At 62.2% G+C, this 17380-nt stretch carries 17 protein-coding genes; 10 read left to right on the forward strand and 7 right to left on the reverse strand.

Annotated features, from left to right (window positions below):
- Positions 1-40: 40 nt before the first annotated feature.
- On the reverse strand, positions 41-889 hold the full coding sequence (locus tag MTR64_RS00155) for a LysR family transcriptional regulator (protein WP_243989646.1): 849 nt from the start codon (positions 887-889) through the stop codon (positions 41-43).
- A gap of 178 nt (positions 890-1067) precedes the next feature.
- Positions 1068-1457: a hypothetical protein gene (locus MTR64_RS00160; RefSeq protein WP_243989648.1), complete on the reverse strand. Its 390-nt coding sequence runs from the start codon at positions 1455-1457 to the stop codon at positions 1068-1070.
- Positions 1458-1819: 362 nt separating this feature from the next.
- Between MTR64_RS00160 and MTR64_RS00165 the strand changes: the two genes are divergently transcribed.
- The 10 genes from MTR64_RS00165 (at position 1820) to MTR64_RS00210 (ending at position 12093) form a co-directional block, all read left to right on the forward strand.
- Positions 1820-2254: a UrcA family protein gene (locus MTR64_RS00165; RefSeq protein ID WP_243989650.1), complete on the forward strand. Its 435-nt coding sequence runs from the start codon at positions 1820-1822 to the stop codon at positions 2252-2254.
- An 811-nt stretch (positions 2255-3065) separates the two neighbouring features.
- Positions 3066-3419: a PilZ domain-containing protein gene (locus MTR64_RS00170; protein ID WP_243989652.1), complete on the forward strand. Its 354-nt coding sequence runs from the start codon at positions 3066-3068 to the stop codon at positions 3417-3419.
- A gap of 684 nt (positions 3420-4103) precedes the next feature.
- Positions 4104-4385 (forward strand): hypothetical protein, encoded by a 282-nt coding sequence (locus MTR64_RS00175; protein WP_243989654.1) that lies wholly within the window; start codon positions 4104-4106, stop codon positions 4383-4385.
- Complete coding sequence (locus tag MTR64_RS00180) at positions 4382-5008, forward strand: hypothetical protein (RefSeq protein ID WP_243989655.1); 627 nt, start codon at positions 4382-4384, stop codon at positions 5006-5008. Before MTR64_RS00175 ends, MTR64_RS00180 begins: the two co-directional genes overlap by 4 nt.
- Before the next feature lie 129 nt (positions 5009-5137).
- Positions 5138-5863 (forward strand): response regulator transcription factor, encoded by a 726-nt coding sequence (locus MTR64_RS00185; RefSeq protein ID WP_243989952.1) that lies wholly within the window; start codon positions 5138-5140, stop codon positions 5861-5863.
- A complete protein-coding gene (locus MTR64_RS00190; protein ID WP_243989656.1) occupies positions 5863-7188 on the forward strand; it encodes an ATP-binding protein in 1326 nt (441 codons plus the stop codon). The genes MTR64_RS00185 and MTR64_RS00190 overlap by 1 nt, the downstream gene beginning before the upstream one ends.
- A 131-nt stretch (positions 7189-7319) precedes the next feature.
- Positions 7320-8009, forward strand: coding sequence for a carbonic anhydrase (locus tag MTR64_RS00195; protein WP_243989657.1), 690 nt, complete (start codon positions 7320-7322; stop codon positions 8007-8009).
- A complete protein-coding gene (locus MTR64_RS00200; RefSeq protein WP_243989658.1) occupies positions 8006-9547 on the forward strand; it encodes a SulP family inorganic anion transporter in 1542 nt (513 codons plus the stop codon). The genes MTR64_RS00195 and MTR64_RS00200 overlap by 4 nt, the downstream gene beginning before the upstream one ends.
- A gap of 263 nt (positions 9548-9810) precedes the next feature.
- Positions 9811-10650, forward strand: a complete 840-nt coding sequence (locus MTR64_RS00205; protein ID WP_243989659.1) for a TorF family putative porin — start codon at positions 9811-9813, stop codon at positions 10648-10650.
- Positions 10651-10977: 327 nt separating this feature from the next.
- Positions 10978-12093, forward strand: coding sequence for an acyltransferase family protein (locus MTR64_RS00210; RefSeq protein WP_243989660.1), 1116 nt, complete (start codon positions 10978-10980; stop codon positions 12091-12093).
- 20 nt (positions 12094-12113) lie between these two features.
- On the opposite strand, the gene MTR64_RS00215 is transcribed toward MTR64_RS00210, so the two are convergent.
- From MTR64_RS00215 to aspS, 5 genes are all read right to left on the reverse strand, one after another.
- Complete coding sequence (locus MTR64_RS00215; RefSeq protein WP_243989661.1) at positions 12114-12662, reverse strand: 2'-5' RNA ligase family protein; 549 nt, start codon at positions 12660-12662, stop codon at positions 12114-12116.
- The gene (gene mltG, locus MTR64_RS00220) at positions 12659-13633 is read right to left on the reverse strand and encodes an endolytic transglycosylase MltG (RefSeq protein ID WP_243989663.1); all 975 of its coding nucleotides are present in this window, start codon (positions 13631-13633) and stop codon (positions 12659-12661) included. Before mltG ends, MTR64_RS00215 begins: the two co-directional genes overlap by 4 nt.
- Positions 13634-13649: 16 nt before the next feature.
- Positions 13650-14909 carry a beta-ketoacyl-ACP synthase II gene (gene fabF / locus MTR64_RS00225; RefSeq protein ID WP_243989664.1) on the reverse strand — a complete coding sequence of 420 codons (1260 nt, stop codon included), beginning with the start codon at positions 14907-14909 and terminating at the stop codon, positions 13650-13652.
- 157 nt (positions 14910-15066) lie between these two features.
- On the reverse strand, positions 15067-15303 hold the full coding sequence (locus MTR64_RS00230; RefSeq protein ID WP_007013838.1) for an acyl carrier protein: 237 nt from the start codon (positions 15301-15303) through the stop codon (positions 15067-15069).
- Positions 15304-15404: 101 nt separating this feature from the next.
- On the reverse strand, positions 15405-17189 hold the full coding sequence (aspS, locus tag MTR64_RS00235; RefSeq protein WP_243989665.1) for an aspartate--tRNA ligase: 1785 nt from the start codon (positions 17187-17189) through the stop codon (positions 15405-15407).
- Between the last annotated feature and the right edge of the window lie 191 nt (positions 17190-17380).

Raw genomic sequence — 17380 nt, forward strand, 5'->3', positions numbered from 1 at the left:
CGTGCGCGGAACGGCAGCCGCCGTGCCATCCCGATAGTGGCTAGGCCAGCTTTGCCGCCGATGCGCGCAGCCCTTCGCGCACACATGCCATCACCGCAGGGTCCAACCTTGCTGAATGCACGATATAGGCAGGATACGGGAATTCAGGGCTGCCGGGCACGAGCCGCAATTGCCCCGATTCCAGCCACGGACCGATGAAGCCTTTGCGGAAATAGGCACTGCCGCCCTTGGCCAGCAGGTATTCCAGAGCCAGCGGCCCGTAGCTGATCGAGACTTGTGCTTCCCCTTGCTCGGGGAAAGCAGCCCGGTAGCTGGCGTCAAATTCACGCCCCCAATCGACCTGCACGTGCCGGGCTTCATCCATTGAATCGGATTCTGGCCCTGTTGTCACGAGCACCAGCCGCTCCTCGACCAGCAGTTCGGTCACGACGCCCGGCCGTTGCGGGGCGCCATAAAGGACCGCAACGTCGATCGCGCCTTCCTGCACCTGCTGCATCAGGACGTCGGGTGGCGCAATGCGCACGCGGAGCGCAAAGCCCGGATGTTCCTGTCGCATCCACTGCAGCCAGTGGCCCAGCAGCGGGTTCCACAGACTCAGTTCGGCGCCGACGGTGATGACCGTCTCGCTTCCCGGCGGCAGAGCGACGGCGCGCCGGGCGTTTTCCCATGTCTGGATCAGCGAAGTTGCAAAGCGCATGAATTGCTCACCTGCGCGCGTCAGCGTTACGCCGCTTTTGGCGCGCACAAAGACCGGGTGGCCAAGCTGCTCTTCCAGCACGCGAATACGTGCGCTGACGGCTGCCTGGGTGAGATTTAGCGCTGCTGCGGCATTTACGAAACTGCCGGTTCGCGCCACCTCAAGGAATGTCTTGGCCGCTGCAATGTCCATCACGTCCGCCCACGGGGACCTCTGCAGGTTGGATTGGGGCTGAGGTCAGGAAGATGACATTGCGCTTAACGCCAAAACGCCGGAAATGTCTATCTCGATCGTCGCGTGCCTTGTCTGCCGGTGACCGGGTTTTCAGTGAGACCGGTGCAGACCAGCTCAGCCGATGGACAAGGCACGCCTAGCTGTGTTGCCGGGTGGTACGCTCCACGGAAACGGTGGAAACCTTCCCCCCATCGAGGTCGAGATGGATATCCCACGTCGAATAGGTGTTCACGTAGTCGTCGATCGACAGCAATTCGCTGTAAAAGCAATTGATGCTGTTCCTTTGGGGTTTGGGAGACTGGCAATGTGCTCCTGCGTGACGAAGAATGGCGACAGCATTTGCAACGTCACTCCCGACCGGCACGGCTTCGCGCACACGATCATACCCTGAAACGGCTAGTCCGCCTGACACATAAGCTCTCTCGAATCCATGCAGATCAAGCGTCGAATATTCTAAGTCATCAGCCCTGGCAGGCATTCCGGAGAGAACTGCTGCTGCCAAAATCATACCTGAAATTATATTCATACTTCCTCCGCACCGACATCTGCCGGAACGAAGGCTCATTTAATAAATCAAGACACTACTGCAACGACATAAATTTAATGATTTCCATAAGATATTTTTATGGATTGATGGCACCTGCCTGAATCGAAAGGGTGGCGAAAAATCACATTGGAGCACCACTGACACTACCTGCCCCGCGATGTTCCTTGGGGAGAGGCGCCGCCCGCGTTTGATGTGCTTCTTAGAACAGGCCTGCGCACGACGGGAACTTAATGCAACAAATTGCGTTCACAATTGTAGCGCCTGACTGGGCGCTGGCTGCATACTAAGCATTTTCGATCCGCCGCAAGAAAGGCTTCAGCTGTTGGGAACGTCCCGCAGCCATGAATCTGGCGAAGATTGCTCACGCGCAGACCTATTTGGGAGAGCCGAACATGACCAAGCCAGCAATAGTCTTGCTCGCTGCGGTTACGGCCTTCGCCGGACTCGTTCCGACCCAGGCAGCCGCACACGCAGACGATCTCGACACAATGACACCTGGCGCACCTGCAGACATGATCGTCCATCACAATGAGGCTGCAGGGCCCTTCCGCAGAGTCAACCTGGCAGACCTGGATCTTTCGCAACCTGCCGACGTTACCAGGCTGCGCCATCGCCTTGCTCAAGCAGTCGAGTTCGTGTGCGGGAATTACGCAACGACAGAGCAATGGCAGATCGAAAAAGTTAACAACTGTCGTGCCGTTGTTGTCCCCAAGGTAAAGGCGGCTTTTTCTGCAGCAACGCATGACGCCCGGACGCTGCACGTTGCCCGACGCTAAGTGACCGTAAAGCCCGGCGCGGGAAGTGGCCAAGCAGTAGTCCCGCTGCCGCAAGCGCCAGCAACCGTAGCGCGTGTCGTGTTGCGGGTCGCTGCTGGAACTTTGCTCGCGCGAACCTAACCATGAACAACGTTGCAGGCCTCCACTTGATGCTCCGTGCCAGTCGGTGCCGCGTGCAGCATTTCCGGCTCTTCGCGACAAAGGATCGCGAGACTGGGAATGGAGCGCCTGCACTCACTCATCAAACGTCAGCTGGGCCACTTCCGGAGCTTGGCACCGCCTCGCCACACAATGCGGCTACTACTCGTCTCATTCCTTTTTCGCGCCGCCACAGCCATCTTCCGGCTGTTTTCGGCGCGCCGCCAGCCCAGTGGAACTCACCGTCGCCCATGATCAACATGCAACATTAGGGGCAAGACCTATTACTCGCGCCATCGAGGCTTAAAGCAAAAAGGCTCAGCGCAAGGAGAGAAGGCGAAGGAATATGTCGATATTTCAAGACTTCTCGACGCAGCGCTGGGGCTTTTTGGTCAAATCCCTTCGAGGCGTCCGAATGGCTTCCATCTCGAACCAAATTGCCCTTGGAAAGGCAACCAGCCTTGCCGGCGGGCAATTTGGCCCGATATGTTCGCCATTCGGACGCCTCGATGGCGCGAGTAATAGATCCTGACCCTAAATCTCCATCCAACTGGTGCGAAATCCCGAGAAGTCGACTGCAAAATTGTTTCTTGCACAACCCCAAACGCAACACTTGCTCATCATTGATTTACATTATTTGTCTACGCCTCTCCCAATCAAAGGGGACCAGACAATGGATGAACGCAATTACGAGCGCTTTGTCGTAGACAAGGATATCGAGTGCTATGTCGGCGAACGGCGATACAACGTCATTCTCTATGACCTTTCATCGGGCGGATGCATGATCGAGGCGCCTCAGGCCCCGCTAACGGATGGGGTGGTCATTCACCTGAGGATGAACAAGTTCATCGAGACGAGCGGGCAGGTTGTATGGCTGGCCGCGGGCAACGCAGGTGTACGGTTCGGTGAGTTGCTTCACGAAGCGGCAGTAAGGCACCTGGGCTTCACACCAAGTGACCTGCCATTCGACGAAATGACGCCGACTGACCGGTTCGGCCGCCGACTTCCGGCTTTGCCGCGACACTGAGGTGGGGATTTCCAGTATCGCCGCTCATGGCAGGTCCGTCGCCGACGGGAAGGCGACGCCGGATTAATGGCTGGTGTTTCAAAGTTGCGGGGCCGTGCTGTCGTATTTGACCGCTTGCTCCTCCAGCGGCCGCGCCAGATCGGCATCATTGATTTTCGCCACACCACGCCTGCCAGTTGCTCTTATTAAAGCACATCACGATCCTCACCGGTTCAGGCTGGAGCAGGTTTTCGCCAGCCTGCATGGCCAGAACAATGCCGTCACAACACGCCCCCACGGGGCGCTCTAATTTTACACACGGGGCGTTCGAATATTTTCGTGCATCGCGCCAGATCGTGCTAGTTTGCACAGGGCGACTCTGGTCGGTCTGATGAATCCCCCGCCGCCAAGAGTCCCTTGGAGCCCGCTGGCAACCAGTTCCGCACACTTGCCAGCGGGCTCACCTCTTGCGGGCCATCTGTAGCACTATCCTCATGCAGCGCGCAGTTTTGCGTCTTCGTCCAGCCTGCAAGCCGCAGCAACGAGGCCTCTGGTGCCAAAATCCCCACCACTGGCCATCGTTGCGAGTTGCCGCTTCAAAGCTGCAAAAATACGGCCTGGCAACATTTCGTAACGGTTTCGAACAAAGCGCGAAATGGAGCCATCCTTATCTGGCGGGAAGATAACCACACAATGGAGACCGCTATGATCTCGGCATTCCTTCTGGCCATTGCAGGCCTTTCCGCTACCCCCGCCAGCGCGTACCCGGCCTACGGCACCGACACGGTGCGAAGCCTCAAGGGACACCCGTCGCTTCCTGTTGCAGCCAAGGCAGAAAAGTCGGCAGCGACGCAGGCGAAGTGTCATCCCGAGCCAAGCAAAGGCCGCACTTGCCGCCATCATGTCGCGCAAACCAAGCAGGAACGGCAGAACGCGCCCGCACTCGCGGAAGCCTCGAACGTGACATCGGGGGAGTCCATGCAGTGACGCGCCTGCGCGCGATCCTTGCGAGCTGTCTCGCTTTGGGTTGGGCCAGTTCCGCGGCAGCCTACGACGAGCTGCCGCGCGGGCTCGCGCAATTAACGCCGGTCGAGTTCGCCGAGCGCATCCAGATCGACGACGAAGCGCTCGAACCGCACATCGTGGTCTCTACCCACAAGGCCTGGGATCGCGGACGCAGCATCGAAGGAGCCCATGCCAGCGACGTTCACATGCGTGCCCTCGTGGACCGGCAGAGCGGCGCGGTGCGGTGGCAGGTTTGGCATGAGCTGGTCCACCCCAGCCGCCGCCCCGAAATGATCGGGGTAAACTATCGGACTGAAGGACGCCTGGAGCAGGCCGACATCCTCGTAGCCGAACACTGGTCCGGCGACTGCCCCGGCGTGGATAACGTCCCTGTGTCCTGCAACAAGTATGCACGCTTGATTTTTGAAATCCCGGGATCCGTGGTGGAGGAAATCGCGGAAACCTATCGCCCCGAGAGCCGGGTTCCCTGGCGGATCCGTTTCAAGGACGAAAACGGTGGATCAATCACCGGCGGTCTCGCGCCTGCAGAAGCCGCAGGGCTGATAATGGCCGTGAAGCAGCTGCGGGCCGGCAACGGCGATTGACCTCTTGCCCGATGAAAAAAACTTGCTGGGGGGCGGTTTGCCGGACCGCCCCCTCGCCCTATATGATTGCGAACCAGTACAAAGACGATGACGCTCGCCCCCACACTCAGATCGCCTTACGATTCCATGATGACGCCGCCTACAATCCTTCTCGTTGAGGACGACGGCGCGTTGAGGACGTTGACCGCCCGTGCCTTGCGGCAGAGCGGCTTCAATGTGCTGACCGCTGCAACCGGCGCGGAGATGTGGGTCACACTCAAGGAAACGCCCGTACAACTGATCGTGCTCGACATCATGTTGCCGGGCACGAGCGGCTTCGATCTGTTCCGCAAGCTGAGGCGTGAAAGCGACGTTCCGATCATTTTCGTAAGCGCCAGGGGAAGCGAGGAGGACCGCGTGCTTGGCCTCGAACTCGGCGCGGATGATTATCTCGCCAAGCCCTTCAGCACCCGCGAACTGGCCGCCCGTGTCAGCGCTGTCCTGCGCCGGGGTGGCGGTAGCGAGACCGGAATGGACACAGGGGCCGATGGGCGGGCTACCGACGTAATCCGATTTGACGGATGGCAGGTTTCTCTGGCGCGCCGCGAACTCCGTTCATCCAGCGGAGCCATCGTGGACCTTACCGGAGCAGAATTCGACCTGCTCTCCACGTTCCTCGGCTACCCCCAGCGCGTTCTGGGGCGTGAGCGGCTGATGGAGCTTTCGCGTTCACGGATCGGCGACAGCTCCGACCGCAGCATTGACGTTCTGGTCAGCCGCCTGCGCCGCAAGTTGCAGGCAGAAGGCGGCGAACCACCGATCATCACGGTCCGCGGCGTGGGCTACATGTTCAAGGCGGAAGTGACCCGCGACTGATGGCCGGTCGTGTCGTCGCGATGTTCCGCCGGCTGGGGCTGCCCGAGCGCCTGCTCGGCATCCTCTTGCTGGTTATCGTCGTCGATTTTCTTGCAAATTCACTGCTGTTCGACCGAGCCAACTCGTTCGAACTGCGGCGTGACGATGCGCAGCGCATCGCAGAGAACCTCGTACTCTCCACCCGCATGCTCGAACGCGCCGCCCCCGGTGAGCGCGCTGCTCTTGCGGGAGCCCTCAGCACAGATCACTTTACGCTCGACTGGACTGGTCCCGAAGACCGCCGGCGCGGCTCGCTCGGCCTTGCCAACCTGCGCGCGCAGGTAGTCGAGATCGAACCCGAACTGGCTTATGCAGACCTGGAACTGCACCTCGAGGAGCTGCCCGGCAAGGGTAATATCGGCGGCTCGCTCAAGCTCGTTGATCGTAGCGTCCTGCGCTTCCACACCCATGCCCATGCGGCCTGGACTCTGACGGCCGGACGCATCATCAGCATGCTTCTGCCCACCCTGCTGCTGATCGTGCTCGCCTGGATCCTGCTTCGCGCGACCCTGAAACCGCTGCGCAATCTGATTGGCGCGACCCGGCATCTTGGCTCTGGGCCGCTCGAACCGGTACCCGAGCGTGGCCCGGACGAACTGCGCAGCCTGATCCGCGCGCTCAACGAAATGCAGCAACGCATTCATCAGTCCCTGGTCGACCGCACCCAGACGATGCTGGCGATCGGCCACGACCTCAAGACCCCGCTGTCACGGATGCAGCTGCGGCTCGACGACGTTGCGGTCGCGCCTGAAGTGCGCGAGGGGTTGGCGCACGATATCGATGAGATGCGGATGTTGCTCGAATCGCTGCAGGCTTATGTCGACAGCGACGGGCGCAACATCCGGCCCGAACGCATCGATATCGCCGTCATGGCCGAGACACTGGTCGATACCGCTGCGGACCACGGTGCCGATGCGGTCTATTCAGGCGCATCCCATCTGGAGGTCTATGTGCGGCCGGTCGCGATCCGCCGGGCTCTCTCGAACCTGATCGAAAATGCCATCCATTACGGCGGCGGCGCCAGGGTTCATGTGCGCCAGGACGGCGGTGCGGCAGAGATCGTTGTCGAGGACGACGGCCCGGGAATTCCGGAAGACCGGATCGCCGATGCACTTCAGCCTTTCGTGAGACTCGACACATCCCGCGCCCGGGATACGGCCGGAATGGGGCTGGGCCTTCCCATCGTACGCAAGGCCGTACGCATGGAACATGGCACGCTGGACTTGCGCAACCGGCCTGAAGGCGGCTTGCGCGCGACGATCAGGCTTCCGCTGGCCGCAGATTGAGCGCCTGCTGCGACGCAGCAAGAATTCGTTACATTCGCGAACGATAGAGGAAAACACCGGCACCTAACTTTCGGGATAACGCAGCGGCATCGGGCCGCATGCGGATTGTGACCCAAAGAAAGGTGACCGACGTGAACGAATTGATCGGCCGCGTTTTCCATTTCGAAAAGTCGATATTTCCCGCGCACGGCGAACTGTTCGGCAAGCTGACCACCCACGGCCAGGAACCCAAGGCGCTGATGATCTCCTGCGCGGATTCGCGCATTGTGCCCGAACAGATCATGCAGGCGCAGCCCGGAGACCTGTTCGTGTGCCGCAATGCCGGTAACATCGTCCCGCCCTACGCGACGATGAACGGCGGCGTGACCTCCACGGTGGAATATGCCGTCGCTGCCCTTGGCGTGCGCGACATCATCGTATGCGGCCATTCCGACTGCGGCGCGATGAAAGCGCTCAGCGACCCGACCGGGCTGGAAGCCATGCCGAACGTCGCTGCCTGGCTGCGCCACGGCGCGGCGGCCGAACACATCGTCAGCACCTGCCATGGCGAGCTCGAAGGCAAGGAGCGCGTTCGTGCGATCAGCCTCGAGAACATCATTGCCCAGATCAGCCACTTGCGCACGCACCCTGCCGTGGCAGCCGCCATCGCGCGCGGCGAAATGACACTGCACGGCTGGTTCGTCGATATTCACGCCGGGCAGGTGCTGGGGCTCGACGGCGATAGCGGCGAATTCGTGGCGCTGCGCGAAGACCGCGATCTGCCGGTTGCGCTGGCTGCCCGCACGCGGATTGCGACCGAATTCGCGGAGGCCGCCGAATGAGCGCATCTCTCGCCGCTACGGGCGAGGCGCGCAGTGGTCTCTTCGCCCATTTCGGGCGTGATTTCACCGCGTCCATCGTCGTGTTCCTGGTGGCGATGCCGCTGTGCATGGGCATCGCCATCGCCTCCGGCGTGCCGCCGGAAAAGGGCCTTGTCACCGGCATCATCGGCGGCATCGTCGTGGGCTTGCTCGCAGGTTCGCCGCTGCAGGTCAGCGGCCCTGCCGCAGGCCTCGCCGTCATCGTCTTCGAATTCGTGCGCGAGCATGGCCTCGAAGCGCTTGGCCCGGTGCTGCTGCTGGCCGGTGTGCTCCAGGTCGTCGCCGGAGCCCTCAAGCTCGGAGGCCTGTTCCGTGCGATCAGCCCGGCCGTCGTGCATGGCATGCTCGCCGGTATCGGCGCACTCATCGTGATCGGCCAGTTCCACATCCTGTTCGATGAAAAGCCGCTGTCCAGCGGGCTAGAGAACATGGCGATGATGCCTGCCCGTGTACTCGGACTCGACTTCTCCGATGTCGCCGCCACCGAACTCGCACTCGCGCTCGGCCTGCTGACGATCGGCGTGATGATCGGCTGGGAAAAGCTGCGTCCCAAATCGATGGCGCTCGTCCCCGGCGCCCTGCTCGGCGTAATGGCCGCCACCCTGCTTGCCTGGGGCATGAGCCTTGAAGTCGCGCGCATTCAGGTGCCCGAATCGATCGGTGCGGCCTTTGCCTTGCCGACATCCGCCAGCTGGTTCGCTCCGCTGGCCAACCCGTCGCTGATCGTTGCCGCACTTGCCATCGCCTTCATCGCCAGCGCCGAAACGCTGCTTTCTGCCGCTGCGGTGGACCGCATGCACGATGGCGTGCGCACCAAGTACGACAAGGAACTGAGTGCACAGGGCGTCGGCAACCTGCTGTGCGGTCTCGTCGGCGCGCTGCCGATGACCGGCGTCATCGTGCGCAGTTCTGCCAACGTGCAGGCAGGCGCCAAGACCCGGCTCTCGGCGATGCTGCACGGCGTCTGGATCCTGGGCTTCGTGGCCGTCCTGCCCTGGCTGCTTGCGGAAGTGCCGATGGCAGCGCTGGGCGGCGTGCTGGTGGTGACCGGCTGGAAGCTCGTGAGCCTCAAGCATGTGCGCCACCTGTTCAAGGCCCACGGTTTCCTGCCGGCAGCGGTCTGGGCGGTGACGTTCATCCTTGTCGTGACGACGGACCTGCTGACCGGCGTGCTGGTTGGCCTGGCGCTGACGGCGCTCGAACTTCTGCCGCACCTCAAGGAACTGCGCCTCAAGGTGCATCAGCATGACGACGACGAGGAAACCCGCCTCGAGATCCACGGCGCCGCGACCTTCGTCGGCCTGACCAAACTGAATGCCGCGCTTGAACGCCAGCCGGCGGGCCGGCCGGTCCACCTCGATCTCGGCAAGGTCAAGGCCATGGATCACACCACCGCCGAAACCTTGAGCGAATGGATCCACCGCCGCCGTCAGAGCGGTCATCAGGACCGTGTCACGGGCCATCCTTCGGTCCTGCGTCCGCTGCCTCTCGGCAACTGACCCAATTTACCTGGTGGCCGGACACCCTCACGTTCGGTCCCCCTACCTTCCGGGCGGACATGCGCATGCACGTCCGCCCGGCTTTCTGTCCGAGGGATCGCCGGGGCGCAGAAACATTTCGTCACACGCCAGAAAACGAACCGACAAGCCTTCCCGGTAGGCCGGATGGGCCGGCGCGAAACGCGCTCGCCACGAAGCAGAGTTCGGCGCGTCGGCCGCAGGATGGGACGGATAAATCACATCAACATGAGGGCGTTCCCAATATGAAAACTCGTCTGCTTGCCGGCGCCGCAGGTCTTGCTGCTGCCTGTCTCGCGTTTGCTGCTCCCGCCGCAGCGCAGGATATCCCCGAATCGATCACCGTCTCGGGCAGCGCTGCCCTGGTCACCGACTACCGTTTCCGCGGCGTCTCGATGACCGACAAGGAAATGGCGGTTCAGGCTGGCCTGAGCGTTTCGCACGAGAGCGGCGTCTACATCGGTACCTGGGCCTCGAACCTGTCGGGCTGGGGCACCTTCGGCGGTTCCAACATGGAACTCGACATCTACGGCGGCTTCGCCACCGAGATCGCCAGCGGTGTCACGCTTGACGTCGGCCTGACCTGGTACATGTTCCCCGGCGGCCTCGACACGACCGACTTTGCGGAACCCTATGTGAAGCTCTCGGGCGATGTCGGCCCGGCCAGCATCCTCGTCGGCGTCGCCTATGCGCCCAAGCAGGAAGCGCTCGGCACCTGGTACAACAGCGCCGCCTCGGTCGACTATGACAACCCGGGCGACAAGAACGACAACCTCTATCTGTGGGCCGATGCCAGCGTCGGCATCCCGGACACCGCCCTGACGCTCAAGGCGCACCTCGGCTACTCTGATGGCAACCCCGGCCTCGGCCCCTGGGGCACCAGTCCGGCACCGACCGGCAAGTACGTGGACTGGATGCTGGGTGCGGACTACGTTCTCGGTCCGGTGACGCTCGGCGTGTCGTATATCGACACCGACCTCACGAAGTCCGAAACGGCCTACCTGCAGCCGAACTTCTCGTCGACCAAGAACGGTTCGTCGATCGCGGGATCGACGGTTGTGTTCTCGCTTTCCGCAGGCTTCTGAGCCTTAGCGAGCACAGCCTTGGCGGCATGACCGCCATCCGAACGCCCGGCCATCTGGCCGGGCGTTCTTCGTTCACCGTTGATGCTTCGCACCATCTGAACGCTCCAAAGCCACGATGCCACCATATGGGGCCCGTTCACCGCTCAACCGCGGAAGCGAGAGGCAGCGGGATACTGCACGAACTGAAGCTGAGCCTGCGATGCCCATGCCGGACGCATCTCCCTGTATGAAACAGATCTTTTTTGCACCGCAGCAATTTGGGCCCTGCGCACTGTGCATGGGATCGGGTATGCCGCACTTCTGTCAGGCTTGCAGGGGGATCCGGGAATGCACAGGACCACAGCTTCGCGCGGCACGGTTGCCCGGGGCACCGCGGCGGCAGTGGCCAATGCGAAGACCGGTTCTCTCGCAGCAGGGCACAGCGTCGCACCTTCTGGCTATCGGCCGCAACTGGACGGCTTGCGGGCGCTGGCGTGCCTGGGCGTTCTCTACTCGCACCTGTGGGTGGAGGAATCGATGCTGGGCCACGCAGGCGTCCGGCTGTTCTTCACGTTATCCGGCTACCTCATCACGCTCATCCTGCTGGACGACGCTGACAAGCGTGCATTGGGTCTTCCCCGGCAACCCCTCTGGCATTTCTATGCGCGCCGCGCCTTGCGGCTCTGGCCCGCCTACTACGCAGCGCTGGCCATTGCGCTGATAACCAATGTGCATGACCTGCGCGACAGCGCGACGTGGCACATCCTGTATGCCACCAACATCTATTTCGCCGTGACCAATAACTGGTGGCCGCAGGTAATCGTGTCCTGGTGGTCACTCTCCGTCGAAGAACAGTTCTACCTTGTCTGGCCCATTCTGCTGCTGGCCGTTCCGCGCCGCTGGCAAGCTGCCTCGGCAATTGCATTCTGCCTGGGCGGCCTGATGCTTCGCGCGCTCTTCCCGTCAGACAGCGTAGCCTACTACACCTTGCCATTCGCATCATTGGACTCGCTCACAGGCGGTGCCTTGCTGGCCATGGCCGAGCATCGCGGCCGTCTGAGCAAGTGGTTTCCGCTGATCGCGCTTCCGGTGCTCGCACTGCAACTGTGGGCCTGGGAGCTTCCCCCCGCGCTGGCGACACAGTGCTACGAAACATCGTTCGCCGTGGTCTTCACCTGCATCGTTGCCGTGTTGAGCAGGGGCTATGCAGGGCCATTGAACTGGATTTTCGGCAGCCCGCTCGCACGCTATCTCGGCAAGATCAGCTATGGCATCTATCTCTACCACATGTTCGTGCGTGTGCTGCTCCAGGAATTTTCCTACCCCCTCGCCCCATCGCTGATGACGGTGGGTTTCCACATGTTTGCCGTGGGAACGCTGCTCACCGTCGCGCTGGCTTCGCTATCCTGGTACGTGCTGGAAGCCCCCATGAACCGCTTGAAGCGACATGTCTCCTATCCCTGAGACGCGGATGGCGAAGGGGTTCAGCCGCGAAAGGCAATGACGCGGATCGGCCGCCACAACCCGTCTTCCCAGGCATAGAGACCAAAGCCACGGAAGCGGAACGATGCCGGGCGGACTTCTGCGGCAAGACGGGTCTGAAGCGCGCGGGCCTCTTCCGGCCTGACCTTGTTCTGCACAGTCACGTGAAGACGCAGCGGGCGTGTGTCCTGATCGGTCATCAGGCCGTGCATTCGCTCGGCGATGCGAGCGTGCAATTCCACCATCGCCGGACTGTCGACTGCAAGCGCCGTTCCGCGATCAAGCTTCATCAGCCCTTCGATACGGGCGTGCGGTGCAGGACTGCGCGCCAGTTCGCCCAGAACCTGCAGCAGTTCCCCCTCAACCGATGGCGGCAAGGCGTGGAACAGGGTGGCGTGCGCCCGCAACCGGTTACGCTCGGGCGGATAGTGGGCGCGCCGCAAGGCATCCGTCCACGCCAGCACGTCCGGCGGCAGTTCCGCCGTGATCAGCAAGGGGGCACCGGGCTTCCGCGGCCCTTTCGCGATCCAGTCGCTGGCGGTGGCGCTCACAGTTCCCCGCGCTCGCGCCGGATGGCGAACCACCTGGCGACGTTGGCGTTGTGTTGTTCGAGGGTATCGGCAAAAGCATGCCCGCCACTTCCGTCCGCCACCATGTAGAGCGCACCAGTCCTGGCGGGATGGAGCACGGCTTCAATCGACGCCTTGCCCGGATTGGTGATGGGGTGCTTGGGCAGGCCAGTCATGGTGTATGTGTTGTAGTCATTGACCGCCTGGATTTCGGACTGGCGTATCCGGCGCCCCAGCGGCTTGCCCTGGGTAATCGGATAGATGATCGTCGGATCGGCCTGTAGCAGCATGCCTTTCCTGAGGCGGTTCGAATAGAGCCCGGCGACCTGACGCCGTTCTTCGGGTTTGCCGGTTTCCTTCTCGACGATCGAAGCGAGGACCACAGCCTCTTCCGGGGTCTTCACTGCAAGATCCGGTCCACGTTTGGCCCAGAGTTCCTCCAACGTGCGGCGCATCGCTGCCTGCATCCGGCGCAGTACCGCCTCGCGCGGTTCGCCCGCGTCGAACGCATAGCTGTCCGGCAGTACAGAGCCTTCCTTGGGCACGGCGACATCGCCCGTGAGCTGCGGCACGGCCATCAGCCGCTCCTGAACCATGATGGACGGCATGCCCTCGGGGATCATCACGAAGCGGCGGATGACATCATCGCTGCAGATGATCGACAGCACCCGGCTGGGGCTGGCGTGGGCAGGAATCTTGAACTCGCCCGCCTTGATGCCACTGCCGCCGCCAAAGATCCGGGCGCGCAGGGCGAACCCGCTGGCGGAGCGGACCACGCCCTTTTCCTCGAGCTGCCCGGCGACAACCGCCAGGCTCGCACCATTGGGGACGACGAAGTTCTGGTCCTTCTCCAGCGGGCCGGACGCATACCAGCCACCGAAAAAACTCCAGAGGGTCAACAGCACGGCTACGGCCAGAACCGCAGCCAGTCCGCACCCGCGCCGGGACATCATTGTCCTGCTCCGGCTCTCAGTCGATCTTGCGCATGATCAGGCTGGCATTGGTGCCGCCGAAGCCGAAGCTGTTGTTCAGCACCGCGCGCACTTCACGCTTGCGGGCCACCTTGGGGACAAGGTCAACGCCCTCGCAGCCCTCGTCAGGATTGTCGAGGTTGAGCGTCGGCGGCACGATCTGGTCGCGCATAGCCAGGATGCAGAAGATCGCTTCCACCGCACCGGCGCCGCCGAGCAGATGGCCAATGGCCGACTTGGTCGAACTCATCGAGACATTGTCCATGGCATCGCCGAACAGGCGGCGAACCGCGCCCAGTTCGATGGTATCGGCCATGGTCGAAGTGCCATGTGCGTTGATGTAGTCGATATCGGCAGGCGTCAGGCCGGCCTTCTTGAGCGCGGCGGACATCGAGCGGAACGCGCCGTCCATTTCCGGATCGGGCGCCGTCACGTGATAGGCATCGCCCGAAAGGCCATAGCCGATGACTTCTGCATAGATCTTCGCACCGCGCGCCTTGGCGTGTTCGTATTCTTCGAGCACGACGACACCGGCGCCCTCGCCCATCACGAAGCCGTCGCGATCCCTGTCGTAAGGGCGGCTCGCTTCTTCGGGGCGGTCGTTATAACTGCAGTTGAGCGCGCGCGCCTGCGCGAAGCCGGCAATACCGATCGGGCAGATGGTCGACTCCGCGCCGCCTGCGAGCATGATGTCAGCATCATCGTCGCGGATCATGCGCGCGGCATCACCGATCGAATGCGCGCCGGTCGAACAGGCCGTCACAACGGCATGGTTCGGGCCCTTGAGGCCATACTTGATCGAAACCTGGCCCGAGATCAGATTGATCAGACGGCCATGAACGAAGTGCGGCGAAACTCGGCTAGGACCACGATTGGCCAGCACAAGCGATTCACTCTCGATGCCCGGCAGTCCGCCGATACCCGAACCGATCGAACAACCCGCGCGCAGCTTGGTCGCTTCGTCCATGTCTTCCAGACCAGCGTCCTCGATGGCCTGACCTGCCGCATCGATGCCGAAGATAATGAAAGGATCGACCTGGCGCTGGATCTTGTGATCGACGCGCTTGTTGGGGTCGAAGCCATATTCATGATCGGCAGGCTTCACTTCGCAGGCGATCTGGCACTTCTGGTCCGACGCATCGAACTTGGTGATTGGACCTGCCCCGCTCTTGCTGGCGAGGATGTTCTTCCACGTCGTTTCCACATCAGCCCCAAGCGGGGTGACGAGACCAAGACCGGTGACAACAACACGACGCATTATGCTCTCCGAAAATCGGCCAGCCGAACCAGATCGGCCTAAACGGCAACAGGCCCGCCCCCTTAGAGGTCGAGCCTGCCTATTTCAATGCAAGTTTACGCCCGTTTCCGCGCCCGGCCCAGAGGGCCGGACGGCGGTCAGGAACGCAGGGCCTTGCTCAGCCCTTGTTCTCTTCGATGTACTTGATGGCATCGGAGACGGTGCTGATCTTCTCGGCTGCATCGTCCGGAATCTCGACGCCGAACTCTTCCTCGAAAGCCATGACCAGCTCGACGATGTCGAGCGAGTCAGCGCCCAGATCGTCGATGAAGCTTGCTTCTTCAGTGACCTTGTCGGCTTCCACGCCGAGGTGCTCGACGACGATCTTCTTAACCCGATCGGCGGTATCGCTCATTCTTTGACCCCTTCACAAATCCGGAGGATTAAATCTCGCCAGCCGCCCTAATGACTGCTTGGCGTGCTGGCAAGTGCCATGCGCTACTGGTTTCCAGAGGTTCAGCCCTTCTGGGGTTCGACCACCCGCAAGTGCAGTTCGCGAAGCTGTTTGAGCTCGGCCGGTGACGGCGCACTCATCAAGAGGTCTTCCGCGCGCTGGTTCATCGGGAACAGCGTGATTTCGCGCAGGTTCTGTGCGCCGCACAGAAGCATGACGATGCGGTCCACGCCGGCCGCCATGCCGCCGTGCGGCGGTGCGCCGTACTGGAACGCGCGGTAGAGACCACCGAAACGCTCCTCGACGTCCGCCTTGGACAAGCCAACCTTCTCGAAAGCGGCGACCATCAGTTCGGGCGACTGGTTACGGATAGAGCCCGAGGCGATTTCGAAGCCGTTGCAGACGAGGTCGTACTGGAACGCCTTGATCGTCAGCGGGTCCTGCCCGGTCAACGCATCCATTCCGCCCTGCGGCATCGAGAACGGGTTGTGTGCGAAGTCGACCTTCTTGTTGTCCTCATCCCATTCGAAGAACGGGAAATCGACGATCCAGCACAGGTCGAAGCGGTCCTTGTCGATCAGGTCGAGCTGTTCTGCCACGCGGGTGCGGGCGAGGCCGGCGAGCTTGGCCGCCTGCTCTTCCTTGCCGGCAGCAAAGAACACGCCGTCGTTGGGGCCAAGCCCCAACGCTTCGATCAGCGCGGCGGTCTTTTCCTCACCGTGATTCTTGGCGATCGGACCGCCGGGCACGCCATCCTTGATGTTGATGTAGCCGAGACCCGAGAAGCCCTCGCCACGCGCCCAGTTGTTCATCTCATCGAAGAACTTGCGGCTGCCAGCGCCCGCGCCCGGTGCCGGAATCGCGCGGATCACACCACCGTTTTCGACGATGCCCGCAAAGATTCCAAAACCCGAGCCCTGAAAGTGGCTGGTGACGTCCTTGATGATCAGCGGATTGCGCAGGTCCGGCTTGTCCGAACCGTAGTCGAGCATTGACTGCGCATAAGGAATGCGGCGGAACTCACCCGCGGGGGTCACCGGCTTGCCTTCAGCGAACTCGGCGAACACGCCCTGAAGCACCGGCTCCATCGTCTCCCAGATTTCTTCCTGGGTGACGAAGCTCATTTCAAGGTCGAGCTGGTAGAACTCGCCCGGCAGTCGGTCCGCACGCGGGTCCTCGTCGCGGAAGCACGGGGCAATCTGGAAGTACCTGTCGAAGCCCGCGACCATCAGCAGCTGCTTGTACTGCTGCGGCGCCTGCGGCAGCGCGTAGAACTTGCCCGCGTGGATGCGGCTCGGCACGAGGAAGTCGCGCGCGCCTTCGGGCGAGGACGCGGTGAGGATCGGCGTCGAATACTCGGTGAAGCCGATGCCTTCCATGCGGCGGCGCATGTCCGAGATGATCTTCGTGCGCTTGACGATGTTGGCATGCAGCGTGTCGCGACGCAGGTCGAGGAAGCGGTACTTGAGGCGGATGTCCTCCGGGTACTCCTGCTCGCCCGCCACCGGCATCGGCAGCTCCTCGGCCTTCGACAGCACCGTGGCACTCCGGGCATAGACCTCGATCGCGCCGGTCGGCAGGTTCGGGTTCACGGTCGCCTCGGTGCGCGCCTTCACATTGCCCTCGATGGTCACGACACTTTCGAGCCGCAGCGAATCGAGCAGTTCCAGCGCAGGGCTGTCGGCATCGGTAACGACCTGGGTGATACCGTAATGGTCGCGCAGGTCCACGAAGAGAACGCCGCCGTGGTCGCGCTTGCGGTGCACCCAGCCGGACAGGCGGACCGTCTGGCCGACGTCGGCCGCGGTCAGAGCGCCGCAGGTGTGGGAGCGATAAGGATGAGTCATGGCGGTCTGGCGCTTCTTCAGTGAATACAGATGTGCAAGCCGAGCCCCCTAGTCGAGTGGCGCAGCGATTTCCAGATGCCGATTTGCGCTATTCCCGAAAGCGCGTGGCCTGCGCGCGTCGGGATGCTCCGGTAACTCCAAATAAACCCATACCGGTTATTCCTGATTCACCGGGTCACATGGAGTCAGGA

It is taken from the genome of Novosphingobium album (ex Hu et al. 2023), assembly GCF_022832385.1.
GTDB lineage: Bacteria > Pseudomonadota > Alphaproteobacteria > Sphingomonadales > Sphingomonadaceae > Novosphingobium > Novosphingobium album.